At 42.9% G+C, this 19,840-nt stretch carries 14 protein-coding genes; 2 read left to right on the top strand and 12 right to left on the bottom strand.

Annotation, left to right across the window (positions count from 1 at the left end):
- Positions 1-101: 101 nt before the first annotated feature.
- From putP to CXF83_RS15565, 9 genes are all read right to left on the bottom strand, one after another.
- Entirely contained in the window at positions 102-1,553 is a 1,452-nt protein-coding gene (gene putP, locus CXF83_RS15605; protein ID WP_101089254.1) for a sodium/proline symporter PutP, read from the bottom strand.
- A 136-nt stretch (positions 1,554-1,689) separates the two neighbouring features.
- Entirely contained in the window at positions 1,690-2,394 is a 705-nt protein-coding gene (locus CXF83_RS15600; protein ID WP_101089253.1) for a DUF3379 domain-containing protein, read from the bottom strand.
- Positions 2,387-2,950: a sigma-70 family RNA polymerase sigma factor gene (locus CXF83_RS15595; RefSeq protein ID WP_101089252.1), complete on the bottom strand. Its 564-nt coding sequence runs from the start codon at positions 2,948-2,950 to the stop codon at positions 2,387-2,389. The genes CXF83_RS15600 and CXF83_RS15595 overlap by 8 nt, the downstream gene beginning before the upstream one ends.
- Positions 2,951-3,152: 202 nt before the next feature.
- Complete coding sequence (locus tag CXF83_RS15590) at positions 3,153-4,790, bottom strand: BatD family protein (RefSeq protein ID WP_101089251.1); 1,638 nt, start codon at positions 4,788-4,790, stop codon at positions 3,153-3,155.
- Positions 4,784-6,682 carry a VWA domain-containing protein gene (locus tag CXF83_RS15585; protein ID WP_101089250.1) on the bottom strand — a complete coding sequence of 633 codons (1,899 nt, stop codon included), beginning with the start codon at positions 6,680-6,682 and terminating at the stop codon, positions 4,784-4,786. Before CXF83_RS15585 ends, CXF83_RS15590 begins: the two co-directional genes overlap by 7 nt.
- A 2-nt stretch (positions 6,683-6,684) precedes the next feature.
- Positions 6,685-7,683: a vWA domain-containing protein gene (locus CXF83_RS15580; RefSeq protein WP_101089249.1), complete on the bottom strand. Its 999-nt coding sequence runs from the start codon at positions 7,681-7,683 to the stop codon at positions 6,685-6,687.
- A complete protein-coding gene (locus CXF83_RS15575; RefSeq protein ID WP_101089248.1) occupies positions 7,683-8,204 on the bottom strand; it encodes a DUF4381 domain-containing protein in 522 nt (173 codons plus the stop codon). Before CXF83_RS15575 ends, CXF83_RS15580 begins: the two co-directional genes overlap by 1 nt.
- Positions 8,205-9,134, bottom strand: a complete 930-nt coding sequence (locus CXF83_RS15570; RefSeq protein WP_101089247.1) for a DUF58 domain-containing protein — start codon at positions 9,132-9,134, stop codon at positions 8,205-8,207.
- A complete protein-coding gene (locus CXF83_RS15565; RefSeq protein WP_101089246.1) occupies positions 9,134-10,090 on the bottom strand; it encodes an AAA family ATPase in 957 nt (318 codons plus the stop codon). The genes CXF83_RS15570 and CXF83_RS15565 overlap by 1 nt, the downstream gene beginning before the upstream one ends.
- A 236-nt stretch (positions 10,091-10,326) precedes the next feature.
- Here CXF83_RS15565 and fadI point away from each other — a divergent pair, with 236 nt between their 5' ends.
- Together fadI and fadJ are read left to right on the top strand one after the other, a co-directional pair.
- Complete coding sequence (gene fadI / locus CXF83_RS15560) at positions 10,327-11,637, top strand: acetyl-CoA C-acyltransferase FadI (protein WP_101089245.1); 1,311 nt, start codon at positions 10,327-10,329, stop codon at positions 11,635-11,637.
- Between the two features lie 5 nt (positions 11,638-11,642).
- Complete coding sequence (gene fadJ, locus CXF83_RS15555; RefSeq protein ID WP_101089244.1) at positions 11,643-13,763, top strand: fatty acid oxidation complex subunit alpha FadJ; 2,121 nt, start codon at positions 11,643-11,645, stop codon at positions 13,761-13,763.
- A gap of 747 nt (positions 13,764-14,510) precedes the next feature.
- Here the strand turns inward: fadJ and CXF83_RS15540 are convergent.
- The 3 genes from CXF83_RS15540 to CXF83_RS15530 all read right to left on the bottom strand — a co-directional run bounded on the left by CXF83_RS15540 (position 14,511) and on the right by CXF83_RS15530 (position 19,821).
- Positions 14,511-14,765 carry a hypothetical protein gene (locus CXF83_RS15540; protein WP_101098028.1) on the bottom strand — a complete coding sequence of 85 codons (255 nt, stop codon included), beginning with the start codon at positions 14,763-14,765 and terminating at the stop codon, positions 14,511-14,513.
- A 306-nt stretch (positions 14,766-15,071) separates the two neighbouring features.
- Positions 15,072-15,458 carry a hypothetical protein gene (locus tag CXF83_RS15535; RefSeq protein WP_101098027.1) on the bottom strand — a complete coding sequence of 129 codons (387 nt, stop codon included), beginning with the start codon at positions 15,456-15,458 and terminating at the stop codon, positions 15,072-15,074.
- An 85-nt stretch (positions 15,459-15,543) separates the two neighbouring features.
- Positions 15,544-19,821: an EAL domain-containing protein gene (locus CXF83_RS15530; protein WP_101098026.1), complete on the bottom strand. Its 4,278-nt coding sequence runs from the start codon at positions 19,819-19,821 to the stop codon at positions 15,544-15,546.
- Positions 19,822-19,840: the final 19 nt, after the last annotated feature.

The raw sequence follows: 19,840 nt of genomic DNA, 5'->3' as shown, positions 1-19,840 counted from the left end.
GGTTAATAGTATGTAACGGCTGGTTGTTCAAGGGCTTAATAGAGAGATATAAAAAAAGCGTACACCTGTACGCTTTTTAGTGACAGTGCCAAATTACAAGTTTATAGCTTTGCTTCAAACTCATTAAATTGCGCTTTAACTGCGTCTGAAGGTGCTTTTAATTTGCTAACAAGCACACCGGCTATTGTAGCAAAAAGGAAGCCAGGTAAGATTTCGTAAAGATCAAAAATCCCTCCGCTTAGTTGCTTCCAAATAACCACAGTAACGGCACCAACAACGATAGTGGTAACAGCGCCATCGCGGCTATAGTCACGCCAGAAGAGCGACATTAATACGACTGGACCAAATGCGGCACCAAAACCTGCCCACGCATAGCTAACGAGTCCAAGTACGCTGCTTTCAGGATTCAATGCAACGATCCCTGCGATGATTGCAATGGCAAGTACGCCGATGCGACCAACGAGCATGAGTTCTTTGCTTTGCGCTTGTGGGCGTAACCACTTTTTATAAAAGTCTTCAGTAATGACGCTTGAACAAACTAGTAGTTGTGAATCAATCGTACTCATAATTGCCGACAATATGGCCGCGATAAGTAATCCGCCTATCCATGGATTGAAGGCGGCATGTGCTAGATGAATAAACACGGTTTCAGGATTTTCTAGTGGACTCGCGGCAAAGTATAATGTTCCTGCGATACCGGTCGCCAACGCGCCCAATAATGCGATGAGCATCCAGCTCATTGCAATGCGGCGCGAAACAGGAATATCGTCGGCTGAACCAATCGCCATAAAACGTGACAGGATATGCGGTTGACCGAAATAGCCTAGCCCCCAAGCAAGTAGCGATATGAGGCCAATAAAGGTGGTGTTTTCGCTGAATAATGACAGCATAGCAGGATCGAGTGCTTCAAACCCTTGTTGTGTTTCTGGTTGACTAAAAATGGCGATGGGCACAATGAGTAACGCCACTAACATTAAGCAACCTTGGAAGAAATCGGTCCAACTTACCGCAAAGAAGCCACCGACAAAGGTGTAACCCACAATGATGCTCGAGCCAATAATCAATGCGAGTGTGTAATCAAGGCCAAAGACTTTCTCAAACAAAATAGCGCCGCCTACCATGCCAGACGACGCATAGAAGGTAAAAAACACTAATATGGTGACAGCAGAGACTAACTTGAGTATGCCTTTATTATCTTCAAATCGTTTTTCGAAAAAGTCGGGAAGGGTCAGTGCGTTATCGGTAAACTCGGTGTAGATCCGTAATCGCTTGGCGACAAACAGCCAGTTTAACCAGGCACCAAAGACCAATCCGAAACCAATCCAAGCTTCACCTAAACCCCCTAAATAGACGGCGCCAGGTAAACCAAGCAGCAGCCAGCCAGACATATCAGAAGCGCCAACACTTAGTGCCGTTACCGCTGGCCCCATGCCGCGGCCACCTAAAATGTAATCTTCTACAGAATCAGTTGCCTTGTAAGCCCAAAGGCCAATGCCCATCATTAAGGCAAGATAGCCAATGAAGGTAATTAAAATGGGTAATTCAATGGTCATGAGATATATACGCTTTTATCATTTTTTAGTTGTGGCGCTATGCTAGCAGATATTCGAGCATGGGCTCAATAAATGATGGAATTGTGATGTAGATCTAACCAATGGCGCGTAAATAGCACCATTGGTTGTCAAAGGACTAGATGAATGTTTGCTTAATTTCGTTTCTAACGTAATTAAGGTCTTGGATCTCTTCACCAACGAGCAACATATATGCGTTGTCAGTTTCAAATCCCATACCTTTATATTTATTATCGGCAAAAGCTTCTTCTAATACCATTCTGTCTTCTAGCGGTACGATAAATAGGGTGACTTTTCCGTGTTCACCTTGCATCACTAAATGCAGGCTTTTTACCCCTTGAAAATCACAATAGGTACTGTAAAACACTTTACCTGGCTGCTCGGTAAATTGCATATCTCCAATATTACCAAGCGAAGCTAGTTGAAAGTTAACGTCTTGGTATTGGACATTTTTATCAAGATGAAGCGCTTTATCTTCATGATAAACATGTGCCAAAGCATGTTGTCCTAGATCAACAGGCCCCATACGCATTAACGTAAAGGTAATACCCGCTAAGAAGGCCACTGACGCGACCATCGCAAACGCAAATCCTGTTTTACGACGTTGTGCATGGTGATGTTGCAACTGTTGGCGTAATAACAACTTAGCCACCAGATCATCTGGTACATCAATGCTCAGTGCTTTTTCAATTTTGTTATCTAAGCCTTTAAGAGTATTTAAAAAGGCTTCTCTTTCTGCCGATTCCATTGCTGCGTGAAGGAACTCGGGATCTTGGTTATTTGGCTCACCATAAGCTTGGCGGCGAAATTTAAGCTCATCCATTGGATTGACCTCTGATAGTCGGTTGTTCGAGTGCATCCTTCAGTTGGTTTCTTGCTCTAAATAAACGAGTCATAACAGTATTTCGATTAAGATCTAATATCTTTGCTATTTCTTCGCCACTAAAACCACCAATTACTTGCAGTAATAACGGTTCTCGGTATTCAAGTTCCAACTTTGAAATTTGTCTCTGTAATAAATGTTGTTCAGCATGGTCTTCGGTACTGCTTGAAAACGTGTCTTCAATAAACTCTTGTTCAACATCAGAGTAATTAAATTGTTTACGCTCAAAACGTCGTGCATTTTCACGGCGGAGAATGGTAATCAGCCATGCTTTTGCGGCTTTTTCATCTTTTAATGAATCAAGTGAACGCCATGCGCGCAGAAACGTTTCCTGGGTGATATCTTCAGCGATATGTTTATCGCCGCATAGCCAATAGGCATAACGGTATATATCGGTATGAAGTGCCCTGACAAGGCTATCGTATCGTCTTTGTTTGCTAACCATGTCTGAAGAGACCGTGGTGCTCGACTTTTTATTTCGCCAACTATCAAACATTTTTTATTTTTTCTAACTGGATCAATAAAACACAGCTTAACCTTGTTCATCGTCGAATACCAATATGTGGAATCACTAAACAAAGCCAAGAACAAAATAGTGTAAACAGATAGGCTCAAAATAGCGGTAGATTCTGTTACTGATATAAAAATGACGCTCTTAGTGAGCGTCATTTTTTAAATGATGTATTACTCCGTAATCGTTATATCTGCGGGTTGAGTGAATTAAGGGCAGAGGTATTACTCTGTTTATCGTTCATTTTTGTCGTCAAAACGATGTTGAGTAATTGCTTGTAGTCAATATCTGTGGTGTTTTTGCTATAAGCAGATTGCTGCAATGAGGCGATTTCGATAGAAAGCTCCACTGATATATTGGCTATATCTCGCAATGTTATTGGTTGTCCTAAAAGCTCAGAGTAGTAAGCTATTAGTGCGTTGATGACTTTTGTTGGCTCTTTTGCAGCACAACTTTGCTCAAGTAATTTTCGGGCACTGTTATTGATAGTCACTGGATTTCTGTCGTCGCTTTTAGTCGTGCTTACTGCCTGTTTTTTTCTGGCATTGAGCCAAAGCATTAGCGTTAATAACCATAACAACGCAAAACCAGCAGTTAACCAAGGCCAGTAACCTGCAGTGGTTGTTTGAATCGTGTTTGGTGGTTGATGGATGTTCACTGACTCGGCAATTTCCCCTCTCGTGACGACAACCGTACGGGCGGGAAGGGTGGCGTATTGCTGCTGTTTGAGGTGGGGGTTCCACCAAGGGACTTTTATTTCAGGTAGCGTGTAAGTGCCGGCTTTTGTCGCCACTATTGCGGTGGTTTGCGTGAGTTGTGACACCATTTGTTTATCTCGAACAAACGACTTTCGTTGTGCCTTTTCTGGATAAGTTTTTAGCTCAGCAGGTGTTGATAATCGGATGTCGGGCAAGCTGGTCTCATCAGCATTAGACGCTAATAAGCTTATCGTACGAGTAATTGGGTCGCCGACTTTATACTCGACGGGTGTTGTCGGCCAATCTTCTTTTAACACAACTAAATCAGATACTAACCACTGACCTTGATACTCGACAGGCTCAGGGTTGATCAATACGATTGATTTTGGCGCTTGAGTTTGAGTCGGCCGACTTTCATTGAATGAAAACATACCGCCATTGCGTTTGGTTTGTACCAGTACATCTCCAGAAAAACTGGCACCATTGATGGTCAGTTCACCGGGTTGGTCGGCGATAATGGCATAAGCGCGTTCAATGACACGGTAACGCTTGCCATTAACGATTTCATTGCTGTCTTTATCTTCACCCAGTTGCTTGATTTGAGCGCCGTCTAGCACTGGTGCACTAAGCACGCCGCGTTGTAATTCTAGTGCCAGATAAAGCTTCACTCTGTAGGTTAACATTTGGCCGACATAAGCTTCTTCTGAGGATAAGCTCGATCGCATAAAGATATCTTGCATCTGTTGCGGTTGCGACTTTCTATCTACTACCGCAAGGGTAATGGGCGCAGAACTCACGCCTTTAATATTGAAGGCGGGGATGGTGATGTTTCCGCCAAATTTTGGCGATAAAAGCACTTGCCAACGAGTCTCATTTCTCGCATCAAAATTCATGATCTGTTTACTGCGACTGATGCTTGTTCTACCAACGATAAAGTCCTTTAGCAGTGATGAGGTGTTGAGCTCACCACTGTTGAGATCGTCATCAGCAACAACCGTTAGCACCAGAGATTCACCTTCAATTACAGGATTACGGTCAACCGATGCTTGCAAGCTGGTGATTGCATAGGCGGGTGTCGCAGCGGTTAAGGCTACAATTAAGAACGCACATAGATGTCGAATTACCACTGTTGGTTTTCCTTGGTATTAATGCCTTGGCGGCGTCGTTTCTGATATTCAAGCTGCATTTTATTACGGAGTAGTACCTGCGGGTCGTCTGCAATCGCTCTTAATGCTCTTTCCATTTCTGGCGGAAGAGGTTCATCTGAAGGGGTTGTTGGAGCCATTGAGCCTTGTTGTTCATTTTCTTGTTCATCACTTTCAGCTGCGGATTGTTGCGCTTTGGCTTGCTGGCTTTGCTGAGATTCATCTTTCGAATCATCTTTTGAATTTTCGGCTTCCATCGCAGCATCATTATCATTGGGCTGCTCTTTATCTGAGTTTTGCTCAGCGTCCTGCGCAGCCTCTTCATTTTTCTGAGATTCAGCGGATTCATCGCCAGAATCATCTGCAGAATTGGCATCATCAGATTGTTCTTTGTTCTGTTCACTTTGGCCATTTTTAGACTCAGAGCTGCTGTCTTGTGATTGTTTATCACTAGACTCTGAATCGTCAGACTGCTGTTGCTCATCTGACTTTTGGCTGTCATCTCCTTCGCCATTTTGTTTTTGCTGCTCTTGTTGCTGTTGCAGCTCTTTTGCTAGGGCTAAATTTTGCTTAGCGGCGTCCATCTCTGGCGCTTGGTCGAGTGCCTGTTGATAGCGCTTTTCGGCTTTATCATACTGGCCGAGCTGCATGAGCGCATTGCCTTGGTTATAGAGTCCACTAGCAGAGGTATCTTGCTCAAAGCCTGTAAGAGCTTCATCAAATTGACCCGCCTTATAACGGGCGCTGGCTTGCCATTGAGTTTGTTCAAATTGCTCTGCCGCAGCTTGATACTGCTGAGCTTGATAGGCGTTTGATGCTTGTTGATTTTGAGTTTGCCAAAGGTTATCCCAACTATCGGCATAAACGGGCTGGATTGGCTGCATAATGACCATTAACGCAAAGGCACCGATAATGCCGTGTCTGAAGCTAAGCAGAGCGGGGAGTAGTAATAATAGTGCGATGTAGCCGCCCAGATCTTGCCAAACTTCACCCTCTAAATCACTCTCTTTAGTGTCTTTTGTGCTGGCAAGCCATTGCACGAGTTGGGTTACATCTTGACCATCAGCACGAATAGGGATCACAGTACCATTGGCTGACGATGCCAATGTTTGTAGCAATCCATAATCTGTTTTGGCGATGACGACTTGATTACCGTTATCACGCAATAGTTGACCATTGGGCAGTTGAATAGGAGCACCTTGTTCACTGCCAAAAGCCAGAATACCTAGGCGGTAGGAACTGCCTTTTAAGACGGATTGTGCTCGATTAAGTTGCGAGCTGGAAATACCATCGGTAAAAAGCACAATATCACCACGAACATGCCCTCCCTGAATTAACAATGACTTGGCATGCTCTAGCGCGACTTCAACATTAGAGCCTTTAACGGGCATGATACTTGGCGTTAACGTCGGCAATAGGTTCAATAAGGTAGCTTTATCACGTGTTAATGGACTAATGGTAAAGGCATCACCGGCATAAGCGATTAGGCCAGTTTCACCTTCTACTACCGTCTCAATCAGATCTGTGGCTCGGTATTTTGATTGGGTTAGTCGATTCGGTGATAGATCGTTAGCATACATAGATAACGACATATCCATAACTATGACTCGACCTTGAGCCGATTCATAGACTGGTAGCGCCGTTTTTTCCAATGCGGGACCCGATAGCGCAAGCACTGCAATTAACCAAGCAAATGCAAGATAGAAAACATTACGACTTTGCTTTCTCTCAGTACTGCCGAGTAATACGTTGGCAAGGTGAGGTGCAATATATTGGTTCCAACTGGAACTGGCACCTTGTTTTTTCTTAATAAAAAGCAGCAGAATGACAAGTGGAATGATCGCCAAAAACCACTCAGGGCGTAAAAAATGCATGGCTAATGGCCTCCCGATGGCTGTTTAGGCTTAAGACTAAAAATAGATAATTGGCCAATACTTTTAAATATTGAAAGTAATAATGCCAAGCCCAAAGGCCAGTAGAAAAGCTCCGATTGTGGGCGATAACTTAATTGCTCTCGGCTAATGGGTTCTAGGTTGTCAATCTCTTGATAGATACGTTCAAGTTCTTCGGCATTTCGCGCGCGAAAATAGGTACCGCCCGTTTTAGCGGCAATCTGTTTAAGCTGCGGCTCATCTAAATCCATCGAAGGGTTAACACGTTCTTTACCAAAAAGAGTGCGACGCTCCATCACTTCAGCTCCTACGCCAATGGTATAGATAGTGATCCCTCTTTTAGCGGCTATTTCAGTTGCTTTTTCTGGCGATATTGTACCGGCATTATTAGCGCCATCAGTAAGTAAGATAAGCACTCTATTACTCTCGTCTACTTGATCGAATCGTTTAACCCCTAGAGCAATCGCTTCACCAATGGCGGTTTGCCTGCCGACTAAGCCAATTTCCGCTTCATTCAGATACTGCGCTACAGTGCGTCTATCTTGGGTGAGAGGGGACTGCAGGTAAGCATGATCCGCAAACAAGATAAGCCCTATGCGATCCCCTTTTCGACGTTCAATAAACTGGCTAACCACATGTTGGATAAGTGTGAATCTGTCGGTGGCTCTGCCGTCGATGACCATATCTTCTATCTGCATGCTGCCAGATAAGTCAACGGACAACATTAAGTCACGCCCTTTACTGGGCAGCTCTATCGGTTCACCCATCCATAATGGCCTTGCAACGGCGATAACCAATAATACCCACAAGATCCAATAACCTTTCTTTGTACTCGGCGTTATTTTAACAGGTAGGTTTTGGGACTCGATATCACTTCCTGGAAGATAAAGGTGACCCCCCAGCTTAACTTGTTGCTGCTGTTTTCTAAAAAGAAGTGGCAGTGGTAATAATAGTAATAACCATGGCAGCGCTAGTGTTAACATTATTTAGCCTCCATATTGACGGCTAAGGCAGCGTCAAGCCGTTTCGAATCAAGCGGAAGAGCGCTTTTTAGCCAATGTTCTGCACTTTGTTTTAATGCTATCGCTTGTGATTGAGTCAGCTCTGTACGCTGATAACTCAATTTAAGCAGTTCACATAATTCAACCGGGGGGGAGTTCACTTGCGCTGTAAGCCAAGCATACCAATGAGTGCCCGATAAGCCTGCAACCAATGAACGGTCGCAATAGCTCATTGCTGCCCGTTTTAATATTTCACTGACATTGGTGATGTATTGTGCCGTGCTCGGATCCAGCTTTGCGAGCTCCACTAATGCTGCTCTTTTAGCTGCGGTGTGCTGCCGGCGTTTTCTGAGGTAAATAAAAGCTGCAGCGACAGATATCAACACGACAAGTAGCAAGAGCCAGTATCCATAAGCCAGCGGCCAAAGCCCAATTTCTGTCGGGGTTTGAATATCTTGTAGTGATGCTAAAGCAGGATTTGCTGCTGGAGTTTGCACAGCCATTTATCGTAATGCTCCCAATTGTTGATTTAGGCGTTGTCCAGCATCAATAACACGGGTTTCAACATTAATTTTTTGCATCATGTCAGTGAATACCGATTTAATTTGCTGTTGATTCTTGAGCCAATGCTCATAGCTGTGTCTATCGATGATGCGCTCTTTACTGCCGTCCTTTACGGGGAGCTGAAAGTGTTTCGGCAAGGTCAAATTACCTTCTCGTAAAGGATCTGTAATGAGAAAAGCGCCCATATCACAATGACGTTTCAGGTCGGACAGCATCGCCAAACAGGCTGGGGTAAAATGGCTTCCGTCTGAGACTATCCAGATAAGAGAGCCTGGCTTGGCGAGACGCCGCAGTCGTTGGCATGCTTTTAACATGTGATCGGGTTCAGATCCCTGAACCGACAGGGCATCTAATTGACGTTGATGCAGGTGTTTAATGGCTGAGACAAGTTGCAAAATACCCTGCTGTCGGCTTCTTGGTTTCAACTCTATGTGTTCTTGCTCTGTCGCGATAACCGCACCGAGTCGGTCGCCATGTAAAATGGCATTCCACCCGAGCGTGGTGGCGACGTGCGCCGCTTGCACCGATTGCAGTAGCAAGCTTGAGCCAAAGTACAGGCTATGGCTTAAGTCGAGCAATATCAGGATAGGGCGCTCACGCTCTTCGACAAATAATTTCGTATGAGTTTTGCCTGTTCTGGCGGTTACGCGCCAGTCGATAGTGCGTACGTCATCACCGCTTTGGTATTGACGAACTTCAGCAAACTCCATCCCACGGCCTTTGATCGCGCTCGCTCGATGTCCGGCTAAGTTTGCTCTTGCCTTGGACCGTTTCTCAGGCAACGCCCGCGCAATACGTTGACAAGCAAGTAGCTCTTTTTCGTTGATGTTGATGCCATCCGCAAAAAGAGGCAGCTCTGAATTGACCATTAAGGAACCGCAACTTGAGAAAGAATATGGTTGATCACATCGTCGGCAGACACGCCGTCAGCTTGCGCTTGGTAGCTCAGCAATAATCTATGGCGCAATACATTGGGTGCCACAGCTTGAATATCTTCAGGTGAGACAAAATCACGTTCATATAAATAAGCACGGGCTCTGGCGCAACGCTCAATCGAAATGGTTGCGCGCGGGCTAACACCATACTCAAGCCAACTTGCTAGCTCAGGGCTATAAGCGGCTGGCTGGCGAGTTGCCATTACAATGTCGACAATATATTTTTCTAGCGGTTCAGCAAGATAGATCTGTAAAGCCTGCTCTCGCGCTGCAAAAATATCGGCTTGAATAATCGGCGTCACTTTCGGCACTTCTTTCTTTAGTGCTTCATTACGGGAAAGACGTAAAATTTCAAACTCAGTTTCAGCACTTGGATAATCAAGATTTAAGTGCATTAAGAAACGGTCTAATTGCGCTTCTGGTAGTGGGTAAGTCCCTTCGTTTTCAAGAGGGTTTTGGGTTGCCATAACCAGAAACAGTTCGGGCAGTGGATAGCTATTTTTACCGACAGTGACTTGGCTTTCGGCCATTGCTTCAAGCAACGCTGACTGCACTTTTGCGGGGGCGCGGTTTATTTCATCAGCGAGAATTAAATTATGGAATATGGGGCCCGCTTCAAATTCGAAGGTTGCCGTTTGGGCGCGATATATATCCGTGCCTGTAAGATCGGCGGGCAGTAAATCTGGGGTAAATTGAATCCGATGAAAATCTCCCTCTACACCCTCACACAATGCTTTGACTGCGCGGGTCTTTGCAAGGCCAGGAGGACCCTCTACAAGCAGGTGTCCATCGGCAATGAGCGCGATGAGTAAATTCTCAGTTAGTGTCGGCTGTCCGAGAATAACGGTATTTAGGTATTCGCGTAGTGCGTGAAATCGGCTCAAAGGCATGATGGTACTCAATTTATTATGTATAGATACTATGGACAATCTCTATGGTAAATAATTCCATTGGGTTTTGGCTAGTGTTAAAAAACAAACAAGTGTTTAAAACTTTTCATTTAAAAGTTAGAATCAGATCACACTTTAATGGTCAGACCTGTTTGTCGAATATTAGACAGGTTTCTCAGGGATATAATAAAGCGAGCAACTTCAATGGTTAGCGACGCAGAACAAGAGGGTGGAAAATGAGTAAAAGACAGCAAGTCACTAACGCTAGAGGCGAACGAATCGCGATTGTATCGGGATTACGGACGCCATTTGCTAAACAAGCCACCGCATTTCATGGCGTATCAGCGTTAGATATGGGCAAAATGGTTGTTAATGAACTAATTTCACGTTCAGAACTTGATCCCAAGTTAATTGAACAACTGGTATATGGTCAGGTTGTGTTAATGCCAGCTGCGCCCAATATCGCACGTGAAATCGTTTTAGGCACTGGCATGGATGTGAGTACCGATGCCTATAGTGTGACTCGCGCCTGTGCGACCAGCTTTCAGTCAACGGTCAACGTTGCCGAGTCAATCATGACTGGCAATATGGAGATCGGTATTGCTGGTGGAGCAGACTCTTCTTCTGTTGTACCCATTGGTGTTTCGAGAAAGCTCGCACATGCACTCGTGGACCTTAATAAAGCGCGTACCTTTAGTCAGAAACTGTCTATTTTTCGCCGTTTAGGCTTGAAAGATTTGCTTCCTGTACCGCCTGCTGTCGCAGAATTTTCGACGGGATTGTCAATGGGGCAAACGGCTGAGCAGATGGCGAAGACCTATAACATTAGCCGTGCAGATCAAGACGCATTGGCACATCGCTCGCATACATTAGCGACCGAAACGTGGAACGCTGGCAAACTGGCCCAAGAGGTTATGACTGCCCATGTGCCTCCTTATAAAGGATTTATTGACCGCGATAATAATATCCGTGAAAACTCTACGCTTGAGTCTTACGCAAAATTACGTCCAGCATTTGACCGTAAACACGGCTCAGTGACGGCAGCAACGAGCACGCCATTAACTGATGGTGCATCTGCAGTATTGCTTATGAGCGAAGGCAGAGCCAAGGCCTTGGGTTATACGCCTATTGGTTACATAAAGAGTTATGCGTTTACTGCGATTGATGTGTGGGAAGACATGCTAATGGGCCCATCTTACGCGACGCCAATGGCGTTACAGCGTGCAGGAATGGAGCTAGAAGACCTTACACTTATTGAGATGCATGAAGCATTTGCTGCCCAAACATTAGCCAACATGCAGATGTTCGGCTCGAAGAAATTCGCCGCAGAAAAGCTAGGTCGTAACCGTGCTATTGGTGACATTGATATGAGTAAATTTAATGTATTGGGTGGTTCTTTAGCTTATGGACATCCCTTTGCAGCAACAGGTACGCGACTTATTACCCAAGTTTGTCATGAACTTAAACGCCGTGGTGGCGGAACGGGTCTCGCAACAGCATGTGCTGCGGGTGGTTTAGGTGCTGCAATGATAGTTGAAGTGGAGTAACTCAAATGGAAAAGACATTTAATTTAGATCGTCGAGAAGACGGTATTGCCATTCTGACGATGGATGTGCCAGGCGAGACAATGAACACGCTACGTAGTGAATTTGGCCCAGAGATCAGCGAAATACTTGCTGAGATCAAAGCTGACAAAAGTATCAAGGGCTTAGTACTTGTCTCAGGCAAAAAAGACTCTTTTGTGGCGGGTGCCGATATCTCTATGTTGGCTGCGTGTGAAACGGCGATGGATGCGAAGTTGCTCTCTCAGCAAGGGCATGTGGTCTTTAATGAGCTAGAAAATTTAAATATACCCGTTGTTGCAGCAATAAACGGTGCTTGTTTGGGCGGTGGTTTAGAGCTTGCGCTAGCATGTCATCAACGAGTCTGTAGCCTCAATGGCAAAACGATGATGGGCGTACCTGAAGTACAGCTTGGTTTGCTTCCTGGGGGCGGTGGTACTCAGCGATTACCGCGTTTAGTCGGGATCACTACCGCCTTGGATATGATGCTTACAGGTAAGCAAATTCGACCTAAGCAGGCATTGAAAATGGGCTTGGTTGATGATGTTGTTCCTGAGTCAATTTTGATGCGCACTGCAATTGAGATGGCATTAGCGGGCAAACGTTCTGCGAAAAAGAAAAAGCAGTCATTGATTAATAAAGTGCTTGAAGGCACTAGCGTTGGTCGTAATATTATTTTTGACCAAGCTGGCAAGCAAGTCGCTAAGAAGACACAAGGTAATTATCCTGCGCCTGCAAAGATCATTGATTGTGTTCGTCAAGGTATGACTAAAGGTTTAATCAAGGGACTAGAGGTGGAAGCAAGCCACTTTTCAGATCTGGTTATGTCTAACGAGTCTGCAGCGCTTAGAAGTATTTTCTTTGCCACTACTGAGATGAAAAAAGAGACCGGCGCGGGTGATGTTAAACCACGTAAAGTAAAAAAAGCGATGATACTGGGTGGCGGTCTAATGGGTGGCGGTATTGCTTCGGTTACAACAACCAAAGCAAAAATTCCAGCTCGAGTAAAAGATATCAGCGAAACCGGTTTGAGCAATGCATTGTCTTATGCTTATAAATTGCTGGATAAAGGGGTTAAGCGTCGTCATATGACACCAGCTGCTCGCGACAACTTAATGGCATTGATGACCACAACGACTGAATATAAAGGTATTAAAGATGCCGATATCGTTGTTGAGGCCGTATTTGAAGATCTTGCTCTTAAACATCAGATGGTGAAAGATGTTGAACGAGAGTGCGGTGAAAACACTATTTTCGCTTCCAACACCTCATCTTTGCCTATTGCTCAAATTGCGGAAGCTGCAAGTCGACCTGAGAATGTTATCGGTCTGCACTATTTCTCTCCGGTAGAAAAAATGCCATTAGTCGAAGTGATTGCACATAAGAAGACTTCTGCTGAGACGATAGCAACCACCGTTGCGTTTGCGCGTAAACAGGGTAAAACCCCCATTGTTGTGCAAGACGGCGCTGGCTTTTACGTCAACCGAATATTGGCGCTTTACATGAATGAAGCTGCGCAGCTGCTATTAGAAGGGCAGAGTGTAGAGCATTTAGATAAGGCTCTGGTTAAGTTTGGTTTTCCCGTCGGTCCAATGACGTTACTCGATGAAGTCGGTATTGATGTTGGCGCTAAGATTTCCCCTATATTGGAAGCAGAACTCGGCGAGCGCTTTAAAGCACCTGCCGCGTTTGATAAGTTATTAGCCGATGATAGAAAGGGCCGTAAAAATGGCAAAGGTTTCTATCAATACGGTAGTAAAAAGAAATCTAAAGAGGTCGACAGTAGCGTATATACCGTGCTTGGTTTAACGCCAGCTCAAAATAATGATGCTAATGAAGTGGCGCAACGATGCGTCGTGCAGATGCTGAACGAAGCGGTTAGGTGTTTAGATGAAGGGATAATCGCTTCAGCTCGTGATGGCGATATAGGCGCTATATTTGGGATCGGTTTCCCACCATTCTTAGGCGGTCCTTTCCATTATATTGACACTCTAGGTCCTGCTAAACTCGTTGAAATTCTATCGGCTTACCAATCTAGATTTGGCGACCGATTTGAACCAGCAGAGAGACTGAAACAGATGGCAAGCGAACAGAGTTTCTTTTTCAAGTAAGTTTTAAAAAGCGTCAAAAAATTAACAAGGCGGCTACATTTGGCCGCTTTGTTTTACTTCAGTGACAATAAATTGACTAAAAAACACTCACCCCTCTGCTGGTTTGACTATATAATAGGTGCCGAAATAGATATTCAGGTATGGACGCTGACTTATTTGATGTGGGGTGTAGGTAAGTGGTATTCACAATCGTATTGGTATTAGTTTTTTCAGGTTTGTTGTTAGGCTATACAGCGTTTAAAGCCGGGTTACCTGTCAAACGATGGGCTTTTGCTGGGGTTTTGTTTGGCCCTGCCGCTTATCCTTTGTTTAATTCGCATAAGCAACTGGCATACAAAAAAGCCATGGGGAAACAATCTTTTTGGTTAGAGATTTGAATTTTTAGAATCTGTATCTTATACAGAGAAACTAAAAAGGAGCATAAGCTCCTTTTTTTGTCTGTGTAATTTTAGATTCTTGTATCTAAAACTAGCTCCACCAACCTTTTGCGGTAACGATTTCCAAATGCAGTAGCCCTTCAGGAAGCTGTATTTTTTTACGTGAAGGCTTTTTTAGCCCTAACATCTGCATCAAAGAAATAAGCATGGTCGTTCTCCTTAGGCGTTAAACGGGGTGTACTAGTTCCACCAACCTTTAGCTGGAATGACTTCAAGATGATTTAACCCTTCTGGAAGTTTAACTTTCTTACGAACAGGTTTGCCCAATCCAAGTGCTTGCATTAATAAATCAAACATAATTATTCCCCTTTTATGCCGCTGCTTGGTTAATGAACTTAATATGTGGAACGCCAGCTGTTAGTAGCGGCTTAAACTTAATATGTGGAACGCCAGCAGTTTGTAGCGGCTTGAACTTAATATGTGGAACACCTGCTGTTTGTAGTGGCTTAAACTTAATATGTGGGACACCCGCTGTTTGTAGCGGCTTAAACTTAATGTGTGGAACGCCCGCAGTTTGTAGCGGCTTAAACTTAATATGTGGAACGCCCGCAGTTTGTAGCGGCAAACTTAATATGTGGAACGCCCGCAGTTTAGCGGCTTAAACTTAATGTGTGGAACGCCCGCTGTTTGTAGCGGCTTAAACTTAATATGTGGAACGCCGCAGTTTGTAGCGGCTTAAACTTAATATGTGGAACGCCCGCTGTTTGTAGCGGCTTAAACTTAATATGTGGAACGCCCGCAGTTTGTAGCGGCTTAAACTAATGTGTGGAACGCCCGCTGTTTGTAGCGGCTTAAACTTATGTGGAACGCCCGCAGTTTGTAGCGGCTTAAACTTAATATGTGGAACGCCCGCAGTTTGTAGCGGCTAAACTTAATGTGGAACGCCCGCAGTTTGTAGCGGCTTAAACTTAATATGTGGAACGCCCGCAGTTTGTAGCGGCTTAAACTTAATGTGTGGAACGCCCGCAGTTTGTAGCGGCTTAAACTTAATATGTGGAACGCCCGCTGTTTGTAGCGGCTTAAACTTAATGTGTGGAACGCCCGCTGTTTGTAGCGGCTTAAACTTAATGTGTGGAACGCCCGCAGTTTGTAGCGGCTTAAACTTAATATGTGGAACGCCAACAAGAGTAATAGCTTGCTCTTTATATAGCAGATAGTCCTTATCGTATTTTGTCACAAGGGTGTGGCTTGACGCCATCGCTGGAAGTGAACATGCGAATGCAACAGAAGCAACTAATCCATTAATTATCTTTTTCATTTTAAACCTTTTCATAGTTTCAGTCTTTTTGACTATTGAAAAGGTTATTGCAGATGTCGTGCCAATGTTCTAATTGTTGTTGAGTTTAAGTATTGTTTAGGGATATGGCTTTTAATGGGTTTGAGTTTGTATCATTTCGTAGCAGGGTTGTGAATTCAGATTCTGTTACTGCTTTACTAAATATGTAACCTTGGATCTCTTCACATTTGAGTGCTCGAAGAATACTCAGTTGAGACGCTTCTTCAACCCCTTCACCAACCACTGAAAGCCCCATGTTATGGGCGATAGTGATGATTGAATCGACCATTTTTAAATCGCGGTCGGATTTGTCGATATCATCGACAAATGCTTTATCAATTTTCAAGGTATTAATCGGGAATCGTTTTAAATATGATAGTGATGAGTAGCCTGTACCAAAATCATCTAAGGCTAAACTAACACCCATTTTTGATAACTGTTGCATTACTTTTATCGCTTTTTCTGGCTCACTAATCACGGTGCCTTCCGTTATTTCAAGCTCCAAATTGGCAGCGGGGAGTTGAGTGAGACGTAAAATTGACTCTATACGCTGTTGAAGATCGGGTAACGCGAATTGCTTTGATGATAAATTAACGGCTACGCGACCATTAAATAGTCCTAATGAGCGCCATTTTTGCGCAGCAAAACAAGCTTTCTTTAATACAATATCACCAATCTCAACGATAAGGCCGTTCTCTTCAGCTAATGGAATAAAGCTGTTTGGTGGTATTAGTCCATGTTGTGGATGATTTAGTCTAACAAGGGCTTCCATGCCTGCCATATGACCAGTCTTTAAATCGACTTTAGGCTGGTAGTAGACTTCAAATAAATCATCTTTTATAGCTTCACGGATCAGGTTTTCAACTTCGAGTTGTCTAATAGCATTCTTGTTTAGTGATTCTGAATAGAACTGGTAACGGTTTCCGCCGCCTGATTTTGCGTGATACATAGCAATATCCGCTTTTCGAAGTAATGCTTGCTCGTTTTGATCATCTTCAGGGTACAACACAATGCCGATACTGACGCCAACCACGACTTTTTCTGCTGACAGTTGAAACGAAGTTTCAAATGCGTGGATGACTGTCTTGGCGATAACAGCACTTACACCTATATCGGGATTCTTATCTATCAATATAGCGAATTCGTCACCGCCTAAACGGTAAATACTGGTGTGGTCGGGTACAGCGGCTTGTATTCGCTCGGAAACTAATATGAGTAGTTCGTCCCCAACTTGATGACCCAATGAATCGTTAATCTTTTTAAAATTATCCAAATCCAAAACCATCAAAGTATGGTGGGAATCTCTTTTAACTAAGTTACCCAGCGTGACCATCAGGTTGGAGCGGTTCGGAAGGTTAGTCAACAGATCGTTATTGGTCAGTTTTCTGAGCTCTTCCTCTTGTTGTTTTCTGCGACTGACATCTGAGAATACACCGACATAATGCGATAGCTCACCTTGTTCGTCATATATCGCATCAACGGTCAGTTCCATCAAGAAGCTAGTACCGTTGCCTCTGGCTGATTCGACTTCGTTACTCCAACGACCCTGTTGTTTTAAGATAGAGCGGATTTGCTCTGAGTAACTGTCGGGGTATAAGTCAAAGTTGAATAGGGTACCAATGAAGTCCTTCTTGCTTAGCATTGATAGATCGCAGCAAGCTTCGTTAACCTCTACGAAATTGAAATCACTATCTAAGATGAACATACCTTCAGAGATATTTTGAATCGCTCGTTCAAATAAGCGAAGTTGTTCTTCAGCTTGTTTGAAGTTATTAATATTCTTAATCGTTCCTGTCATTCGCAGTGCATTATCATTCTCATCGCGTTCAACAATCTTAGCGCGGTCTAAAATCCATACCCAGTCGTCAGATTTACCTTTGACGCGATATGCTGCCTCAAAATGATCGGTTTCACCATAGAAGTGTTTGTTTAGCGCATCACGGACGCGAGTTTGATCCATCGGATGGATATTACTCTCTTCCCCCTTTTGTCCTGAGCGTTGTCCATCTCTTGGGAACTCTAGCGATCCCCAGATATTAGAGCGATAGATTTGACCCGTTTCAATATCCCAATCCCACATCTCATCGCCACTGCCCCAGAGTGATAGTTTTAAGCGCTCTTCACTTTTGGCTATCTGTCTTTGAATCTCACGTCGTTTTAGGGATATTTTAATTATGGTTATCGACATTAATAGGGCAACAGTAAAATAGATTATCTTTGCTGGGAGTGATAACCACCAAGGGGGGGTTATCTCAATAAGTAAGTTTTTCTCTGCGCCTTGTTTACCAGAGATAGGATCAATAGCATAAACTGAAAACTCGTAATCACCGGGAGATAAATTGGTATAAGTTGCTGAGTTTATGCCTTTTGAATTGATCAATGCATCAGAAAGGCCTCGCATCTGGTAGATGTAATTAATATCTTGCAATGGGCTGTTAGGGCTGTTAAAAGTGAGTGTAAATGGGTAGTCAGAGTACTTAAGCTTGATTTTTTCAGTTTTACCAATTTGGTTTTTAAGTATATTTCCACTAGGGCTTTCTGGGATGTTAAAAATCGAAAGTTCATTTAATGTGACAGTTGGTGATTTGTGATTAGATAAGTAATCGTTTAACGTACTTAATGAGATTAGACTTACTCCAGAAATACCACCAATATAAATATTATCATTTTTCTTTAAAATAGCATGAGTATTATATTCATCTTGAATACCAAGTTCTTGAACTAAAATGTATTGATTGCCATTGTTTTTATTTTTTATAATAACTTCACTAACTGATGACGCGATAACGATGTTTTCATCTTGGGTGATTGAAAATATAGGTTTGTTATTGTTGTAGACTTCTTCTACTGTATTATTGTTTTTAGTTATCTTTTTTAAACTAGAACCAGTACCAAATAGTATATCTCCATCAAAAGTATCAATACTGAGTACCATCTGTTTTGTGTAAAGCGGGGTGACTAAATCATTTGAAAATTTAAACAATCCACCTTGAGTCGCTATCAATAGATTATTATTATATTCCTTAATATCAAACACAGGGTTGCCTTCATCAACAACATATTCTTGCACAAAACCTGTATTGATATCGTATTGTATAACGGTTCCTGAAGTTGAACCAACAAAAATACTTTCACCGTCTTTTTTAGCCTTTGCAATGAAAAACATTCCATCTATTATAGTTGCTATAACACCCGTTGCAGTGTCTAATGAAATTAAACCTTTTGCATTCGCTATATATATAAGATGGCCAATCTTAACTGCTGATTTAGGCCCTTTTACTTTTGAGTCATACTCGGAAATTATATTTAACTGCGAATCATATATGCGAATGATAGGATCGTCCGCTGTGATAATAACTTCAGTGGTGTTGTTGGGTGATATAGACCAAACATTCCCACCATCAATAAATTTCGTTTGAACTAAGTTATTACTATCATCAATGATTAAAAAACCATTGTTTTGATTTGATATAAATGTTTTAGTGCGGCCTCTGATTACTCTTGGGTACTCTAGGTTTTTTTTAGATGACTTTACATTACCTATTAATATTGGCTTTTCAATGTTATCTATATTGAAAATGGAACCATTATTTAAACCTAGATTGTAATCAGGTTTCTTCGAGATACTTGAGTATGCAGGCGTGATAAGTTTGCTTGATAAACCGTTACTGTATTTTAGTACCCCTTTGCTATTGAAAAATAATAAGTCATCATTAATAACTTTCATTGCAATAGTGTCTTTAGTTATTTCCGTTATTCTGTTGGTGACTGAGAATATACTTCCGTGATAATTCCTAATGAACATTTCGTTTTTAAAGAATAAAATATCTTTTATGAAGCCAAAACTTCCAGTGTATTTGTTCTTGATGGATAGTTTTTTATTACTTAGCTCATTTAATATATATATAGAGTTTTCTGTGCTAATAAAAATATTATTGTTATTTTCATATATGGTCCATACAGCTTGATTTAGCTCAAAGCCTAGCTTTATAGAAGAGACTATTTTGTCTTGTATTGGGTCGTATACGGATAAACCTTTATCTGTTCCAATGAACATCGACCCAGATTGACTAATATAAAGACTGCGTATAAAAGCACTGGCCAGCTCGTTTCTCTTTGATGGAAAGTAGTGGCGGAAGGTTTTACCATCGTATCTATTTAGCCCATTAAATGTTCCAACCCAAACGAACCCATCAGCATCCTCAACGATGGATGTAACGTTACTTTGAGATAGTCCTTCAGGTACACCTAGAGAGACAGAGTTTAGCGTGAATGCTAAAGAAGGCTGCATCGACGAGAAGAGCAGGAACAAAAATAGTGTAACTTTTAGCAGTGTCTTAGGCATATTTATTATTTTATTTTTA

It is taken from the genome of Shewanella sp. Choline-02u-19, from assembly GCF_002836205.1.
Lineage (GTDB): Bacteria > Pseudomonadota > Gammaproteobacteria > Enterobacterales > Shewanellaceae > Shewanella.
The sequence above is the reverse complement of the archived record's forward strand: the minus strand, read 5'-3'. Positions and strand labels throughout refer to the sequence as shown.